Annotated in this window: 16 protein-coding genes; 7 read left to right on the top strand and 9 right to left on the bottom strand. The window is 38.7% G+C overall.

All coding sequences use genetic code 11. The features are described 5' to 3' along the window. Positions 1-64: 64 nt before the first annotated feature. The 5 genes from rutC to rutD all read right to left on the bottom strand — a co-directional run bounded on the left by rutC (position 65) and on the right by rutD (position 4,111). A complete protein-coding gene (gene rutC / locus RMB13_RS04370) occupies positions 65-448 on the bottom strand; it encodes a pyrimidine utilization protein C (RefSeq protein WP_002116077.1) in 384 nt (127 codons plus the stop codon). Positions 449-493: 45 nt separating this feature from the next. Beyond that, positions 494-1,246: a pyrimidine utilization protein B gene (gene rutB, locus RMB13_RS04365; protein ID WP_311084508.1), complete on the bottom strand. Its 753-nt coding sequence runs from the start codon at positions 1,244-1,246 to the stop codon at positions 494-496. Continuing rightward, positions 1,243-2,361, bottom strand: a complete 1,119-nt coding sequence (gene rutA, locus RMB13_RS04360) for a pyrimidine utilization protein A (protein ID WP_311084506.1) — start codon at positions 2,359-2,361, stop codon at positions 1,243-1,245. Before rutA ends, rutB begins: the two co-directional genes overlap by 4 nt. A 359-nt stretch (positions 2,362-2,720) precedes the next feature. Then, on the bottom strand, positions 2,721-3,308 hold the full coding sequence (locus RMB13_RS04355) for a malonic semialdehyde reductase (protein ID WP_311084505.1): 588 nt from the start codon (positions 3,306-3,308) through the stop codon (positions 2,721-2,723). Continuing rightward, positions 3,305-4,111, bottom strand: coding sequence for a pyrimidine utilization protein D (gene rutD / locus RMB13_RS04350; RefSeq protein WP_311084504.1), 807 nt, complete (start codon positions 4,109-4,111; stop codon positions 3,305-3,307). The genes RMB13_RS04355 and rutD overlap by 4 nt, the downstream gene beginning before the upstream one ends. A 169-nt stretch (positions 4,112-4,280) precedes the next feature. Between rutD and RMB13_RS04345 the strand changes: the two genes are divergently transcribed. The 3 genes from RMB13_RS04345 (at position 4,281) to RMB13_RS04335 (ending at position 5,627) form a co-directional block, all read left to right on the top strand. Then, positions 4,281-4,637, top strand: a complete 357-nt coding sequence (locus RMB13_RS04345; RefSeq protein WP_311084503.1) for a DUF488 domain-containing protein — start codon at positions 4,281-4,283, stop codon at positions 4,635-4,637. Positions 4,638-4,728: 91 nt separating this feature from the next. Beyond that, positions 4,729-5,073, top strand: coding sequence for a zinc ribbon domain-containing protein YjdM (locus RMB13_RS04340; RefSeq protein WP_005036305.1), 345 nt, complete (start codon positions 4,729-4,731; stop codon positions 5,071-5,073). A 212-nt stretch (positions 5,074-5,285) separates the two neighbouring features. Next, positions 5,286-5,627, top strand: a complete 342-nt coding sequence (locus RMB13_RS04335; protein ID WP_311084502.1) for a YegP family protein — start codon at positions 5,286-5,288, stop codon at positions 5,625-5,627. 54 nt (positions 5,628-5,681) lie between these two features. On the opposite strand, the gene RMB13_RS04330 is transcribed toward RMB13_RS04335, so the two are convergent. The 4 genes from RMB13_RS04330 to RMB13_RS04315 all read right to left on the bottom strand — a co-directional run bounded on the left by RMB13_RS04330 (position 5,682) and on the right by RMB13_RS04315 (position 12,386). Beyond that, entirely contained in the window at positions 5,682-7,397 is a 1,716-nt protein-coding gene (locus tag RMB13_RS04330; RefSeq protein WP_311084501.1) for a proline--tRNA ligase, read from the bottom strand. A gap of 58 nt (positions 7,398-7,455) precedes the next feature. Further along, entirely contained in the window at positions 7,456-10,554 is a 3,099-nt protein-coding gene (locus RMB13_RS04325) for an efflux RND transporter permease subunit (protein ID WP_311084500.1), read from the bottom strand. A gap of 15 nt (positions 10,555-10,569) precedes the next feature. Next, the gene (locus RMB13_RS04320) at positions 10,570-11,679 is read right to left on the bottom strand and encodes an efflux RND transporter periplasmic adaptor subunit (protein WP_311084562.1); all 1,110 of its coding nucleotides are present in this window, start codon (positions 11,677-11,679) and stop codon (positions 10,570-10,572) included. Between the two features lie 68 nt (positions 11,680-11,747). After that, positions 11,748-12,386 (bottom strand): hypothetical protein, encoded by a 639-nt coding sequence (locus tag RMB13_RS04315; RefSeq protein ID WP_281832865.1) that lies wholly within the window; start codon positions 12,384-12,386, stop codon positions 11,748-11,750. A gap of 285 nt (positions 12,387-12,671) precedes the next feature. Here RMB13_RS04315 and pilG point away from each other — a divergent pair, with 285 nt between their 5' ends. From pilG to RMB13_RS04295, 4 genes are read left to right on the top strand one after another with little or no spacing between them, the layout of a single operon-like run. Continuing rightward, a complete protein-coding gene (gene pilG / locus RMB13_RS04310; RefSeq protein WP_000389061.1) occupies positions 12,672-13,055 on the top strand; it encodes a twitching motility response regulator PilG in 384 nt (127 codons plus the stop codon). 23 nt (positions 13,056-13,078) lie between these two features. Then, on the top strand, positions 13,079-13,441 hold the full coding sequence (locus RMB13_RS04305; protein WP_005036319.1) for a PleD family two-component system response regulator: 363 nt from the start codon (positions 13,079-13,081) through the stop codon (positions 13,439-13,441). Between the two features lie 59 nt (positions 13,442-13,500). After that, complete coding sequence (locus tag RMB13_RS04300) at positions 13,501-14,037, top strand: chemotaxis protein CheW (protein WP_005309806.1); 537 nt, start codon at positions 13,501-13,503, stop codon at positions 14,035-14,037. A gap of 42 nt (positions 14,038-14,079) precedes the next feature. Then, a complete protein-coding gene (locus RMB13_RS04295) occupies positions 14,080-16,161 on the top strand; it encodes a methyl-accepting chemotaxis protein (RefSeq protein ID WP_132071634.1) in 2,082 nt (693 codons plus the stop codon). Positions 16,162-16,181: the final 20 nt, after the last annotated feature.

The raw sequence follows: 16,181 nt of genomic DNA, 5'->3' as shown, positions 1-16,181 counted from the left end.
CAATGAATCGAGGCTAAAACATCACATCAGTTACGATGCTGAAAGTTTTTATCAGTGACATCGCTTATCCCACATGGGCAATCGATGCAATTTCAATTAAGGCATCGGGTTTCACCAAGCCGCACTGGATACAAAAGCGAGCAGGTTTGTCACCCGGAAAATATTCTGCATATACCGTATTCACTGCGGTATAGTCCGCCCAATCTTTAATGAAAATGGAATTGAACGTTACGTCATCCATGGTGCCACCCGCAGTTTCAATCACTTTTTTGATTGTTTCTAAAATATGGCGAGTTTGTCCTGCAGCATCACCAATACAGACCACATTATTATTTTCATCAAAAGCCAATGTGCCTGAGACATACACAATATTGTCTGCTTTGGTTGCAGGAACATAGGGTGCAAGTGGTGCCGATGTTCCTTCTGGGATAACAACTTGTTTAGACATAAGACGCTCCAAATCAAAAAAATTAGATAAAATTAAATGTATGAATTAGGCAGATTGCTGTAGCAATGCTGATGCCGAACTAAAGGTTTCAATAAAACTATTGGTGTCAGATACCCAGCCAAAAAAAGTTTTAATGTTATATAGGGCCGCGTCGTGAGCCTCTTGAGGTCCGGCTTGATAGCAAGCATCTTTAAGTGCAACACCGAAATATTCCAAAAAGAAACCATCACGTAAGGTGGATTCAACGCAGACATTAGTCGCAATGCCAACGAAGACTAAATTACGAATACCTCGAGTACGTAAAATGCTGTCGAGTGCAGTGTTAAAGAAACCGCTGTAGCGTGGCTTTTCAATAATGATGTCTTGTGGAAGAGGTTGTAACTCATCAATTAAAGCAAAGTCCCAACCGCCTTTAGATAAAAGTTGACCTTGTAACTCGGGCCGTTTACGCATGGTTTTTAAGGCATTGGATTTATGAAAATTTGGTGAACCTAAACCACCAGCCTCGACGTAGTTCTTATCCCAACCATTTTGAAAATAGATGACTTGAATTCCTGCACTATGTGCAGCATCGAGCGCCTTTTTAATATTTTCGACTACAGGTTTAGTCTTTGAGATATCAAAACCTGCTAAATCTAAGTATCCACCTAAAGAGGTGTAGGCATTTTGCATATCAATGACAACAAGCGCAGTTTGTTCTGCTGCTAGTTGAATATGTTCAGGTTCAGCTTTTAATAATTTGCCTGTACCGATCTGTGTCGTGAATTCTGCACACACAATATTAGACATTTCATTCATGCACTTTTCTCCAAAACAGTTGGTTCGGCTTGCTCTGTCAGTTCGGTAACGACGCTTTCACGACATTTCATGAGTGGTTGAATGCGTTGACCAAAATCTTCTATGCCTTGTACAAAGTCATCAAAGGTCAACAAAATTCCTTCTGTCCCTTCAATCTCGGAAATTTCATCGAGCATTTTTGCGACATTTTTAAAAGAGCCAACAATGGTACCCATATTGATGTTGACGGGAGAAACGCTAGAGGCCATGTGGCGAATATTGGTGTCAGTGCCAGACACTTTATCTTTTGCACCTTGGTCTTGTAACCAACGAATAGCATCCATGTCCGCACCATCGTTATAGTGTTGCCACTTCTGCATTGCAGCATCATCTGTTTCGGCAGCAATTACCATAAACAACACATAGGTCTGTACATTGCGTCCAGTTTTGTCGGTTTGAGCTTTTAAGCGATCATTAATTTCGGCATAGGCTGTCGGTGTGTTTAAACCTTTTCCGAAAACAAAGTTGTAGTCAGCATATTTTGCGGAAAAAGCTAAACCTGCATCAGACTGTCCTGCACAGATAATTTTCATATCAGCTTTAGGCTGTGGTTTGACCTGACAATCATTCATCTGGAAGAACTCGCCTTTTAGGTCTGATTTTCCAGTTGCCCAAAGTTCACGTAAAACTTCGACATATTCAGATAAGTAGTCATAGCGCTTAGCAAAATATTCATCGCCAGGCCACATACCCATTTGGGAATATTCAGGCATTTGCCATCCGGTCACGACGTTTAGTCCAAACCGACCGTTAGAAATCGAATCTATGGTCGATGCCATACGTGCCACAATTGCAGGAGGCATGACTAATGTTGCAGCGGTTGCATAAATTTGGATTTTACTGGTGACAGCAGCGAGACCTGCCATGAGGGTAAATGTTTCAAGGTTATAGTCCCAAAACTCAGTTTTTCCGCCAAAACCACGTAACTTAATCATGGAAAGGGCAAAGTCAAAACCGTAGTGTTCAGCACGCTGTACAATTTGTTTGTTTAATTCAAAGGTAGGTTTATATTGCGGTGCATTTTCTGAAAGCAGCCAGCCATTATTTCCAATTGGACAAAAAACGCCGATCTTCATCTTGATTCCCCATCGTGAGTTTAGGAAGCCGAACTGAAAGCTATAAAAGATATAATTTTCAGAATTAATATGTGTTTTTAATAATGCATACTGTGTGCCAACTTTTATATTTTTATATTTATCAGTATTTTATATTTATTGTTTGGTATAATTTTTATCAAATGATAAAAAATAATGCAATCATGCACCAAGGAGAAACTAACTTGCTTCATTGTGCATCATTTGATCAATTTTACTTTTGGAGTATTTACTACATTTAAGGGTTATAAAGCAGCAGAATAAAAAAGGCGACATTAAAGTCGCCGTGTAGAACTAAGGTATTTCTCTTTTGAGCTTGAAGATGGTGTTGTGGACTTTATTCATTCCACCCGACAAGCCTCTTCAAAATTTAAACGGGGGAGGCGAGTATAAACTTTTTGAGGGTCGCCATAGCCGATGTTAATGATGAGATTAATATGATGATTTGTCCCTGCAAAAAATAGCTCATCAACTTGTTTCGCATCAAAACCAGACATTGGCCCAGTATCTAAACCTAAACTACGACATGCCATAATTAAATATGCAGCTTGCAATGAACTATTACGAAAGGCAGTTTCATGTGCTATGGCTTCACTTGATGTAAACCATGATTTTGCATCGGCATATGGGAATAGTTCTGGAAGTTTGTCATAAAATTTTGCATCGGTTGCAACCAAAACAGTGACAGGAGCTGTCATCGTCTTTTCTACATTGCCAGACGACAATGCTGGCTTGAGTTTTTGTTTAGCTTCCGGTGTGGTTAAAAATACAAAACGAGCAGGACTACAATTGGCAGAAGTCGGTGCCATTTTGACCAGATCATAAATTTGTTGAATTTGCTCAGGGCTGACGGCTTTGTCTAACCAGTTGCTGTGGGTTCTGGCTTCTAAAAAGAGTTGATCTAAAATATTTAATGTTTTTGCATTCATGATAAAACCTTAATGCTATGGAAAAATTGGATGAACGTTTGATTTAGTCGTTGAGACTCGGTCACTGTGGAAGCATGTGCACCAGAAGGCAAAATATTGATTTGAGCATGATCAAGTTGAGTAAACAGATCGTGTGATTTATGTACTGGAACTAAAAAATCATCTTGATTAGCAACGATATGAATAGCGGTGTCTTGCAATGCCTGTACGTGCTCTGCTTGTAATTGGAAATCCATCAACGCTTTGAGTCGGACAAATACATTTGTCTTAGGTGGAAAGTTTTGGAGTTGAATATCTTCGGTATTTTTAATGTGACTATGATTCTGAGAAATCCATGCTGGAGGATACAAAAACAATGCCTGTGCACGCACATAGGCTTCAGCGCCTGCTGATGCTAACAATGCGATACGGGCATCAAAACATTTTTGCGTATGGGCATCTAACTCATCCCACGCATTAATCAGTGTAAGGCTGAGCATGGTAATTGAGCTAGATTGTAGTTGTTTTTCGAGTTCCATTCCTATGATGCCACCCAAAGCATGCCCGATCATATGGAACTCATGAATTTGAAGATGTTCTAATAAGTGTAGTACTTGAGTCGCCATGTCACACATATGGTAGTGTGCAGGTAATAAAGCACTGTCTTGGTGACAACCTTCTTGGTCATAAGTCACGACGTTGAAATGTGCACTTAACGATTCGAGTTGTGGACTCCAAAAACTAGCATGACCCCCTAACCCAGATGACAAAATCAAATAAGGGGCGTCTTTTTGAGATGAACATGGATAAATATAATATTTCATTTTTTACCATTTGATAAAATAATTAAAAATTCAAAAGCAATTTATATGCCTGAATTAATGAATAATGGTAAATTTAGACAATATTTAGAGCAAAAGATTCAAATTGTACAGGTAGGCAAATCAATGTGATGATTAATACTATTTAGATTAAGCTGAGTAGGTGTCAGAAATGGATATACACATTAAAAGAATTTATGAAAATGCTGATCCTAGTGATGGAAAGCGTATTTTAGTTGACCGCCTATGGAGTAGGGGAATTAGCAAAGAAAATGCTCATTTAGATTTATGGTTAAAAGAAGTGGCTCCTTCAACTGAACTTCGGAAATGGTTCCATGCAGCAACGCCGGATCATTGGAAAGAGTTTAAGCAGCGTTATCTGGAGGAGCTTGAGACCAACCCAGCAGTGAAAGAGCTACAAGAGATCGCATCGAAGTATAAAGTCACGCTCTTATATTCAGCAAAAGATGTTGAAAATAATCATGCAATTATTTTGAAAGAATATTTATTAAGCAAAAACGCAAAATGAATATATAAATTTTTTTTTGGTAAAAGTGTTTTATTTAAAACTTTAAAAAATGAGTCATATCTCGCATAATATACTTTTTGAGATTTTTTTCATGTCTTTGCCAAATTGCCCAAAATGCCAATCAGAATATACTTACCAAGATGGCGACTTATTGATTTGTCCTGAATGCTCAAATGAGTGGAAAGAAGGAGATGCTTTAGCAACTGAAGAACAAGAAATTATTAAAGATGCTAATGGAAATATTTTAGCCGATGGCGACAGTGTGACTGTAGTTAAAGACTTAAAAATTAAAGGCTCATCATCAGTAGTAAAAGTAGGCACGAAAGTAAAAACGATTCGCTTAGTTCCAGATGCAAGTGACGGTCACAATATCGATTGTAAAATTGATGGTATTGGTCAGATGAAATTAAAATCTGAATTTGTAAAAAAAGCTTAAACTGTTAATTATTATTACATTTCAGCAGAGATATATGTCTATATCTCTGCTTTTTAAAATTCCTAACATCATTATAATTTTATTACGAAAAAGTATAAAAAATGGGCTATTCAAAGAGTGATTGCCCATTTATATTGTCATAAATAACAAATAACTTTCGTCCAGAATAATAACGAAAGTGATACCCACACCAACAAAAAAATGAGGTTTTTATGGCAGGATGGTACGAAATTTCACAATCGAGTGATGGTCAATACCGCTTTATCTTGAAGGCAGGAAATGGTGAACCTATTTTAAATAGTGAGCTATATAAGGCAAAAGCCTCTGCTGCAAATGGTATTGAATCAATTCAAAAAAACAGTGGTGATGACGCGCGATATGAGCGTTTAACTGCAAAAAATGGAAAGCCTTATTTCAATTTAAAAGCTGCAAATCATCAGATTATTGGAACGAGTCAGTTCTATGCAAGTGAAGTTTCACGAGATAAAGGAATTGAGTCTGTTAAAACCAATGGTTCATCAACGACCATCAAGGACTTAACAGTTCAGGCATAAAAACTAAGTTAAAAAAAGCAGCTTCTAAAAGCTGCTTTTTTATTTATGTATTTATTAACGCGCTAACTTAGCTAAAAGTTCTTCTTTGGTTAAATTGCTCGCTTCAGCATCTCGACGGCCTTTATATTCAAAAGTGCCTGCATCAAGGCCTTTTTCACCGATCACGATACGGTGTGGAATACCCATCAATTCAAGGTCAGAGAATTTAACGCCAGGACGTTCGTTACGATCATCAAGTAATACATCAAAACCTTGTGCCTGAAGTTCTGCATAAAGAGATTCTGCTGCTTCAAGAGTACGTGGAGATTTATGCGCATTCATTGGAACAATTGCAATTTCAAAAGGTGCAATGGCTTGTGGCCAGATAATGCCTTTGTCATCGTAGTTTTGTTCAATTGCAGCTGCAACAACACGTGTTACACCAATACCGTAACATCCCATAGTTACTGTAAATGGTTTGCCATCTTCACCTAGAACTTTACAGCCTAAAGCTTCAGAGTATTTAGTACCAAGTTGGAAAATATGACCTACTTCAATACCACGTTTAATTTGTAGTGTACCTTTACCATCTGGAGATGGATCGCCTTCAACTACATTACGCAAATCGAAAACTTCGGTAATTTGCGCATCACGTTCCCAGTTTACACCTACAGCATGTTTGTCAGCTTCATTTGCACCAGCAACGAAGTCTGAAAGAACAGATGCAGCGCGGTCAACAATCACGGCTAAGCCTTTTTCGACTAAACCTTGTGGACCTGTAAAGCCAGCAGTTAAACCAAATGCTTGAAGTTGTTCTTCAGTTGCAAAAGTAAGAGGCGCAGCCACTAAAGGATGCTTCTCGGCTTTAATCTCATTAAGTTCGTGGTCACCACGTACAAATAGAGCAACTACAGGAACCTGACCTTTTTCGTCAGCAACGCCTTGAACCAATAATGCTTTAACAGATTGCTTAGGATCAGCATTTAAGAACTGACATACATCGTCAATCGTTTTCTGATCTGGTGTTTCAACCAATTTTAGTTCTTGAGTAGGGGTTGCACGTTCGCCCACTAAAACAGCCTCAGCCATTTCAACGTTTGCTGCATAATCAGATTCAGTTGAAAATGCGATGTCATCTTCACCACTTGAAGCCAAAACGTGAAACTCATGTGAAGCTGAACCACCAATTGAACCTGTATCTGCTTGTACTGGGCGGAAGTCTAAGCCTAAGCGAGTGAAAATACGGCTGTATGTGTCGTACATCACGTCATAAGTTTCTTGTAATGATTCTTGAGTTGCATGGAAAGAATAAGCATCTTTCATGATGAACTCACGTGAACGCATTACACCAAAACGTGGACGAATTTCATCGCGGAATTTGGTTTGAATTTGATAGAAATTTACAGGAAGCTGCTTATAACTTTTGAGTTCGTTACGCGCCATATCCGTAATAACTTCTTCATGCGTTGGTCCAAGTACAAATGGGTTCGCATGGCGATCTTTAAAGCGTAATAGTTCAGGACCGTATTGTTCGTAGCGACCTGATTCTTCCCAAAGACTTGCGGGTTGAGTCACGGGCATGAATACTTCCATTGCACCTGAACGGTTCATTTCTTCACGAACAATTGCATCTACTTTTTTAAGCACACGTGTTCCCATCGGCAGCCATGTATATAAACCAGATGCCAATTTACGAATCATCCCCGCACGTAACATGAGCTGGTGTGAAATTACTTCAGCATCATTTGGGGTTTCTCTCAACGTTGCAAATAAAAAGCGGCTTGCGCGCATGGAAAAAGTCCTAAAAGTTAAGCGTTATAAAAACGCAGATTATACGATAATCGCTGCATTATGACATGAATCGTCGAGTTTGACGCAGCATAAAGTTTTTCAAGTCATCTAGATAAGTGAAAATGACGGGTACAACCACAAGAGTCAATAGGGTAGAGGTAATCACTCCCCCAATCACAGCGTGAGCCATTGGTGCACTTTGTTCACCGCCTTCGCCAAGACCTAAAGCTAATGGAACCATACCCATCACCATAGCGCTTGTGGTCATTAAAATTGGGCGTAAACGGGTTTTGCCAGCTTGTAAAATAGCATCATAACGGCTGACACCCTGATCCATCGCTTTCTTAATAAAATCGATAAGCAAAATAGCGTTTTTAGTGACAAGACCCATAAGCATGATAATGCCAATAATCGAAAACAGGTTCAGTGTGCTTTGGAACAAGAAGAGGGCAAGGAATACGCCAATGAGTGATAATGGTAAAGACGCCATAATCGCAGCTGGATGAATAAAGCTATTAAATTGAGAACCTAAAACAATATAGATAAATACAATCGATAGGGTAATTGCTGTTAATGCATATCCGGCAGATTCTGCCATATCGGCATTGGCACCTTGAGTGTCAAATGTATAGCCAGCAGGTAGCTTAAACGCCTTTTGCATTTTATCGATGTCTTGGCCAATATCACCACTAGGTCGCCCAGATGTATTTGCCTCAATGAGCACTTCACGCTCAAGATCACGTCGATTAATTTGTGAAGCACCGAGTTTCTCTTCAGTCGTTGCAACTGCGCTAAGTGGAACTAAAATGTTTTGCCCAGTTGCATTGGTTTTATTTGAGTTGAGATATAGGTTCTGAACATCTTGCGGAAGCATACGTTTATTTTCGTTTAAACGAACATTAACGTCATAGTTTTCACCATCCCGATCTTCCCATGTTGTCACATTATCACCAGCAATTAATGGACGAATCGCATTGGCAATTTGTGAAACAGATAGGCCTAAATCACTTGCCAGTACACGATTAATATGAACACCCAAAGTTGGTTTTGGTTCTTTCAAAGAGCTTTCTAAATCAACGACACCTTTAATTTTTTCCATTTCAGCGATAAAACGATCTGAAATTTTTTGTAGTTCATTTAAGTCTGTCCCTTTAATAGAAATCATGATTGGCTTTTGCCCACCCGAGACAGAATCTTGTGCCGCTGCAACAGACGTAACTCGAATGCCCGCTACAGTTTGCAAACGATCGCGGAATTCATTATTGAGCGCATTAAGCTCCTTGTTTCGCTGTTGTTTCGGCTTTAAGGTAACTCCCAAACCGGCGCGGTTTTTACCAGAATCAACCCCACTATTGACAACACCATAAGTTGAAACGACATCTGGAAATTGCCTGATAATTTGGTCAACCTGATGGAGTTTTGCTTGGGTATATTCCAAAGAAGCATCTACAGGAGTTTCGAACTGAATCCGAATTTCACCTTTATCTGGGGTAGGTACAAATTCAGTTCCAATGAGTTTAGAAAGTCCTAATGCCGCAAATAATGAAGCGATTGCAATAATCACCGTGATGAAACGGAAGTGTAGAGCAAGTTTTAATAGCTTTTCATACACATGACTAAGCCGATCTAGCAAATTAGAAATATGGTCAAAAAACCGTTGTAACCAATTATCTTTTTTCTTGACCGGATCTTTCCAGTGAGCAGAAAGCATTGGATCGAGCGTAAAGCTAATAAACATTGAAATTAGAACAGCGGTACTCACTGTTACACCAAACTGATAAAAGAAACGTCCAATCAGTCCGCCCATAAAGGCAACAGGTAAAAAGACGGCCACAATAGTCAGCGTAGTTGCGAGTACAGCCAAACCAATTTCTTTTGTCCCTTCAAGGGCCGCTGTGACATGATCTTTGCCAAGTTCTGTATGTCTTACAATATTTTCCCGAACGACAATCGCATCATCAATTAATAGACCAATACTGAGTGATAGGGCTAACAGCGTCATCATGTTAATGCTAAACCCAAAAGCCCAGATAAAAGTTAGGGTTCCAAGAAGGGTAATGGGTAAGGTTAAACCTGTGATGACGGTAGAGCGGAAAGAGCCTAAAAATAATAAAACAATTAAAACTGCTAAGGCAGCACCTTCAATAATGGTACGGGCAACATCTTTAATTGAAGCACGAATGCCTTTAGAGCTATCAGCTACGACTTTATAATTTAAACCCGCAGGCATCTGAGCTTTTAACTTATCTAAAGTTTGATAAGTTTTGTCGACGACTTGAATTACATTGGCATCGGAACTTTTTAAAATATCAATAGAGACAGCCGTTTTACCATTATAAAAAGCGCTTGATTGTAGTTCTGCTTGAGTGTCTTCAACAGTTGCCACTTGTTTTAAAAAAATCGGTGAACCATTTTTATTGGCAATCACCAAATCGCCAAATGCAAGGGGATGAATAACCTTTGATTGAATCTGTACAACCAGTTCAGAGTTCTTTTGTTGTAAGGTTCCAGCAGGAACTTCAATGTTTTCATTTTTTAACGTATTAATGACCTGATCGATGCCAATACCGTAACTTTGCAATTGCTCAGGAAGAATTTTTATTCGTATTTGTCGTTTGGCATCCCCCAATAAATTCACATTACCGACACCTGAAACGGTTTTGAGTTGAGGCACGATCCGTTTATCGACATATGAACTCAATTGAGCCAAATTCATGCTAGTGGATTCAAATACGACTGACATAATTGGGCTAGAGGAAGGATCGTAGCGCTGTACAATTGGTGTATCAATTTCATCACGGAACTGTGCTGTGACAGGAGCAATTTTGTCTCGAACATCTTGTGCTGCAATGGCTGAAGATGTATCAAGATTAAACTCTGCAACGACCATCGAAAAACCTTCACTTGAACGTGAAGTAATTTGCTTAATGCCTGAAATCGTATTGATTTGATCTTCGAGTTTTTTAGTAATATCTGATTCGACTGCTTCAGGTGAAGCACCTGCATATTGTGTAGTCACTACGACGAATGGAAAATCTATATTTGGAAACTCTTCAACAGTCATCCGTTTCCAAGAAGCTAACCCGAGTACCATTAAGCTGATCATCATCATAATAGTAAAAACGGGGTATTTCACACTGATTCGAGTAAACCACATACGCTATTTGCTACCTTATTTATTTTTGTCGTTTGTAACCGTCACTTTTTTATTAATGTCGGAATCTTCAAATTGAATACGGCTCACCAGATCTGTGCTTTGCAAGCCACCAACCAAAGCAATATTGTCGTTATAGCGTTGTTCAATCACTCGAATTTTAACTTTTTGAATAGTGTGATTACGTACCACCCATACAAAAGGATCATGTTGCATATTTTGAATGCTGTCTAAAGGAATCGTTTGGCCTTGATTGGTATCACTACGAAGAATATTTCCATTAATGAAAGCCCCTATGCTTAACGAATCAATTTTTTCTTTAGGAACTGCAAAAAATTCGATTTGTCGGCTGTCTTGATCTGCAACAGGTGAAATACGAGTAAGCGTTGCGTTTAATTGTTTAGAATTTCCCTGAATCTGATATTGAATACTGTTACCTACTTTAAGAGCAGACTGTTGCTCAATTGGTAACTTGGCCTGTATTTCAAGTTGGTCTGGATTTACGATTTCAAATAGCGTTTGTCCAACCGATACAGTCTGACCAGGTTCTACTTGTCGTTTAGTAATCACACCTGAAATTGGACTGGTAATAATTCCGTCTTGATCAGCCTTTCGAGCAATATCAACATTCGCTTGTTGAGCTTTTACACTTTCAAGTTGGCCTTTGTAGTCAACCTGACTCTGTTCAAACTCGACACGAGCAATAAACCCTTGATTAAACAGTCTTTGCTTTCGGTTCATTAAATTGCGTGCAAGTTCCGCTTGTGATTGAGCTGATGCAAGGTTGGCGCGCGCTTGGGCTAATCGTGCAACATTGTCCTGATTATTCAATCTCACTAAAACTTGGCCTTTTTGTACCTTTTGGCCAACATTTGTAGTTACAGTGGTCGCCGTGGCGCCCACTTGAGCCTGAATTGAACTTTGCTGAACTGCACGAATCGTTCCTGTAAAAGCAGTTTGAGAGTCAAGCGCTCCCTCTTTAACTGCAATCAGATCTTGAGGAATGAGTTCAATTTTTGCTGGAGCTGGTGCCGTTGTTTTAGTTGTTTCTTGCTGATTACATGCAGCTAAAATCAAACATAAACTAATAATACTCAGTTTAAAAATAGTGGAAGGGGTGAGATGCATTTTGTGCATACAGCATCATCCTATAATTCAAATTTTATTTTGCCCCTATTCTTGATAAACCTTTACAGTTATTCAAGCTTTTTTAAACGTTCGATAATATTTTCATACTCGCTATTGGTACGGTTGTAGGTCTTGGAAAGTGTTTCAAGTGTTTGTTTGACCCTGTAAATATTATTTAGATTGTTTTCAATCAACGTCTTATGGCGCTCAGGAATAACTTCTCTATTTCTGAAATATTCCATTTCTTGACGTTTAAATAAAATTTTGTCTTGTTGTAACTGGTCGAGTTGTTCCTGTTGATAGTTAATTTGCTTCTTTATGGCAAGTAATGCTTGATCTCTTTTAATCGTGGCTGTCTTACTATTGCTATAGGCTTTTTTTAATTTGATATCTAGTTCTCTATGTCGTGCTGATAATGCTCTTTGACTTGATTGATTTAAATCAGCCTGCGCATTATAAGAATGGTTTCTTTTAATCACTTGCATATTTTGATCTAGAACTTCATAACCATAACGAATATGAGCAGGTGTGACTGATGTACTGATATTGGCCGTACCCTGTTGATCATAATAACGATACCAGACCACTTTAGAAGTATCGGCTATAGCAAGGGTGGAAGCCCAGAAAAAGAGTGAACCGAAGGAAATAATGCCTATAGATACAGACAAGCAGTTCCTATAAAAGGCATATTTCATCCAATCATTCATTGAAAATCCCCAGAAAAGAAAGCTAAATCGCTTATTTTTAAATAATTAATCTTTATTATATTAGTTATTATTTAGCTGAATAAAAATATAGTCATTATAAAAAAAATGATAATTTCAATTAAAGTGTGATGAGGTTAAAAGTTATTGTTTATAAATGAGAAAGTAGACAAAAATGCCTCATTGAAAATAGACCGTGAGATATGTTAAAAATGCTTATAAATGCGTAAAAACAAATTTAAGTTAAATTGCATTTATATTTTATATTTATTGGGGATGGAAGATTAAATGGAAGATGCATTCCAAAATCTGAAAGTAATGGTAATTGATGACTCAAAAACCATTCGCCGTACAGCCGAAACTTTATTACAGCGAGAAGGCTGTGAAGTGATTACTGCGGTGGATGGATTTGAAGCTTTGTCCAAAATTGCAGAAGCAAATCCAGATATTGTTTTTGTCGATATCATGATGCCTCGTTTAGATGGTTATCAAACTTGCGCTTTGATTAAAAACTCTCAAAATTATCAGAACATTCCCGTTATCATGCTCTCTAGTAAAGATGGTTTATTTGATCAGGCAAAAGGGCGTGTGGTAGGTTCAGATGAATACTTGACGAAACCTTTTAGCAAAGATGAATTGTTAAACGCGATTCGTAATCACGTAAGTTCATAATTAAGTAATTTAAGGGCAAAGAAATGACACGTATTCTCATTGTTGATGATTCACCAACAGAAACTTTTCGTTTTAAAGAAATTCTAACCAAGCATGGTTATGACGTACTTGAAGCATCTAATGGTGCAGATGGTGTAACTTTGGCAAAAGCAGAACAGCCTGACTTAGTGTTAATGGATGTTGTCATGCCTGGTGTAAATGGCTTTCAGGCAACCCGTCAGATTACCCGTGATGAAGACACTAAGCATATTCCTGTGGTAATCGTGAGTACTAAAGATCAGGCAACTGACCGAGTATGGGGCAAGCGTCAAGGTGCAATCGACTATCTGATTAAACCTATCGAAGAAAAGCAATTGATTGATGTAATTAAACAATTTCTAAAGTAACTCATCCATCCATAAAAACATAAATAACGGGGTTATATGCCCGTTTTATAGGATCGAGTATGGCAGCGAATGGATTTATCGAGTTACTTCGTTTGTCTAAACGGGGTAATAAGAATTACGCTTCAGTTCAAAATGAAGCACAGCGATGGTCAGGGATTGCTTTTGAAATGAGAGGGCAATACTTCGTCGCACCACTTGGGGAAGTGTCAGAAGTTATCTATCCACCGAAATATACGCCAGTTCCAAATGCTCAAAGTTGGGTGAAGGGTTTGGCGAACATTCGGGGGCGGTTGCTTTCGGTTTCTGATTTGGCTCATTTTATTTCAGGGCAACGAAGTACATTTTCGTCTGCCCAAAAAGTGTTATGTATTAGCCATCACGACCAGTATGTGGGGTTGGTTGTGGATCAGGTCTTGGGGATTCAGCACTTTAATAAAAAAAGTTTTTTTTCTCAAAGCTTAGACTTAGAGGAAAATCTAAAAGATTATTGCCAAGGTTATTTTCACCAACATAACCAGCATTGGCATGTCTTTTTATTTAGTCGTTTATTGCAAAACCCACATTACATGAATGCATCGACAAAATTTATAAACTAATTTTTACGCTGTGAAAAACAGAGTATTTTCTGGGGAGAAGCTATGGGCTTTAAGCTTAAAAAGAAAGGCGGCAATCGTGTTGCGTCCGAAAAATCGGGTCTCAATTTTATTGCAAAAATCCAGTCGGAAATTGATCAATACGCCAGTTTATTTGGGGAAAGTAAAAAGTCCAAGCCTATCCTTTATGTAGCGTTGTTATGTTTAGTATTTGCTTTAACTTCGCTCGTTTATTTATTTTATAGCGTACCTCGACATAACCAATTAACACGTAGTTTGGGTGAGTTGCGCTTATTGTCACAAACTATTTCTAGACAGGCTACAGAAGCAACGGCTTCTGGATCACCTAAAGCCATGAAAGACTTGGCTGAATCAAATAAACTTTTTGCAGAAAATATGAAAGATGTTGAAAATATTTATGGTACATCTTCAAAAGAATACAAAAAGGTTGCGGTCCTGTGGAAAGCTTTGTCTTATGACATTAACTTGATCTCGTCACATCAGGACGTAATTAATCAGTTATACAACATGAATATCTCGATTAGTGACTCTATTCCTGAGATTCAGGCTGAATATAACTTGATGGTCGATAAGATGGTTCGCGAAAAAGTAGCGAGCAATCAGGTGATTATTGCTAAAAACCAGGTATTTATTGCAGAACGTATTTTACGCTCTATTAACTCCGTTTTGGTTGGTACAGAAAACTCTCAGACCTCAGCACATGATTTTGGTGTCGATATTGAGACCTTTGGTGTGTATTTAAATGCACAGCTAAATGGAAATGCTGAATTGGGTGTTGCTAGAGTTGAGTCCCCAGAAGTGCGTGAGTCTTTGGAAGGTATTAAATCTGAGTATGATCAAGTTTTAAAATCTGCAGCGGCATCAGTTCTTAAACATACGGATCAGATTGTAAACGTACGTCAGTCATCAGGTGAGATCTTCTCAGAATCTGATGAGATGTTATCTGCATTGGGTAATCTTTCTGAGCAAACACACTATGGTTGGAAAGCCTTTACTTTAGTTACACTTCTTACATTGTCACTTCTTGGCTTAATTAGCTCGGTCTTAAAGCTTTTATCACTTCGTAGTAAAGCAGATAAACAACGTGTAGCTACCTTGCAAGAAGAATATGACCGTAACCAAAACGCAATTTTACGTTTACTAGATGAAATCGCCGACTTGGCAGATGGTGACTTGCGTTCATATGCAACGGTATCTGAGGACTTTACTGGAGCGATTGCCGACTCGATTAACTTCGCGATTGACCAATTACGTGATCTTGTATCCCGAATTCATGAAACTTCACAGGAAGTTGCCCGCTATACGCAGGATACACAAAATATTACTAACCAGTTGGCAGAAGCATCAGAGCATCAGGCACAAGAAATTGCTGGCGCATCAACCGCAATGAATGAAATGGCGCAATCAATTGACCAAGTATCTTCAAATGCATCTGAATCTACCGAAGTAGCAGAACGTTCGGTACAAATTGCTTCTAATGGAGCACAAGTAGTAAACCGTTCAATTGAAGGTATGGACACGATTCGTGAACAGATTCAGGAAACCTCTAAACGTATTAAACGTTTGGGTGAGTCTTCACAAGAAATTGGTAACATCGTATCGTTAATTAATGACATTGCAGACCAAACAAACATTCTTGCATTAAATGCAGCAATTCAAGCATCTATGGCAGGTGAAGCAGGGCGTGGTTTTGCCGTGGTTGCAGACGAAGTACAGCGTCTTGCAGAACGTTCTGCATCGGCAACTAAACAGATCGAAACTCTGGTTAAAACAATTCAGACCGATACGAATGAAGCTGTTATTTCAATGGAACAAACAACCACTGAGGTTGTGCGCGGAGCGAACTTGGCAAAAGATGCAGGTATTGCCTTGGACGAGATTCAAAAAGTATCTGGTGACTTGGCAAACTTGATGGCCAACATTTCTGATGCAGCAAAACTTCAGTCTGCATCTGCGAGTCACATTGCGACAACCATGACCGTCGTACAAGAAATTACTTCGCAAACGACAACTGCGACATTCGATACAGCGCGTTCTGTTTCTGAATTAGCAAATATGGCAGAGTCATTACGTGAATCGGTAACGGACTTTAAATTACCTGATTAAATTGGGGACGAGGATAGCTG

It is taken from the genome of Acinetobacter sp. V102_4, from assembly GCF_031799005.1.
Classification (GTDB): domain Bacteria; phylum Pseudomonadota; class Gammaproteobacteria; order Pseudomonadales; family Moraxellaceae; genus Acinetobacter; species Acinetobacter calcoaceticus.
This window is presented reverse-complemented; position numbering and strand designations above follow the sequence as displayed.

Coding starts and splice junctions, on each gene's coding strand:
- RMB13_RS04295 (WP_132071634.1), top strand. CDS start 14,080: ATGGGCTTTAAGCTTAAAAAGAAAGGCGGCAATCGTGTTGCGTCCGAA.
- RMB13_RS04320 (WP_311084562.1), bottom strand. CDS start 11,679: ATGCATCTCACCCCTTCCACTATTTTTAAACTGAGTATTATTAGTTTA.
- pilG (WP_000389061.1), top strand. CDS start 12,672: ATGGAAGATGCATTCCAAAATCTGAAAGTAATGGTAATTGATGACTCA.
- RMB13_RS04325 (WP_311084500.1), bottom strand. CDS start 10,554: ATGTGGTTTACTCGAATCAGTGTGAAATACCCCGTTTTTACTATTATG.
- rutC (WP_002116077.1), bottom strand. CDS start 448: ATGTCTAAACAAGTTGTTATCCCAGAAGGAACATCGGCACCACTTGCA.
- RMB13_RS04300 (WP_005309806.1), top strand. CDS start 13,501: ATGGCAGCGAATGGATTTATCGAGTTACTTCGTTTGTCTAAACGGGGT.
- RMB13_RS04340 (WP_005036305.1), top strand. CDS start 4,729: ATGTCTTTGCCAAATTGCCCAAAATGCCAATCAGAATATACTTACCAA.
- rutB (WP_311084508.1), bottom strand. CDS start 1,246: ATGAATGAAATGTCTAATATTGTGTGTGCAGAATTCACGACACAGATC.
- RMB13_RS04345 (WP_311084503.1), top strand. CDS start 4,281: ATGGATATACACATTAAAAGAATTTATGAAAATGCTGATCCTAGTGAT.
- rutA (WP_311084506.1), bottom strand. CDS start 2,361: ATGAAGATCGGCGTTTTTTGTCCAATTGGAAATAATGGCTGGCTGCTT.
- RMB13_RS04355 (WP_311084505.1), bottom strand. CDS start 3,308: ATGAATGCAAAAACATTAAATATTTTAGATCAACTCTTTTTAGAAGCC.
- rutD (WP_311084504.1), bottom strand. CDS start 4,111: ATGAAATATTATATTTATCCATGTTCATCTCAAAAAGACGCCCCTTAT.
- RMB13_RS04315 (WP_281832865.1), bottom strand. CDS start 12,386: ATGAATGATTGGATGAAATATGCCTTTTATAGGAACTGCTTGTCTGTA.
- RMB13_RS04305 (WP_005036319.1), top strand. CDS start 13,079: ATGACACGTATTCTCATTGTTGATGATTCACCAACAGAAACTTTTCGT.
- RMB13_RS04335 (WP_311084502.1), top strand. CDS start 5,286: ATGGCAGGATGGTACGAAATTTCACAATCGAGTGATGGTCAATACCGC.
- RMB13_RS04330 (WP_311084501.1), bottom strand. CDS start 7,397: ATGCGCGCAAGCCGCTTTTTATTTGCAACGTTGAGAGAAACCCCAAAT.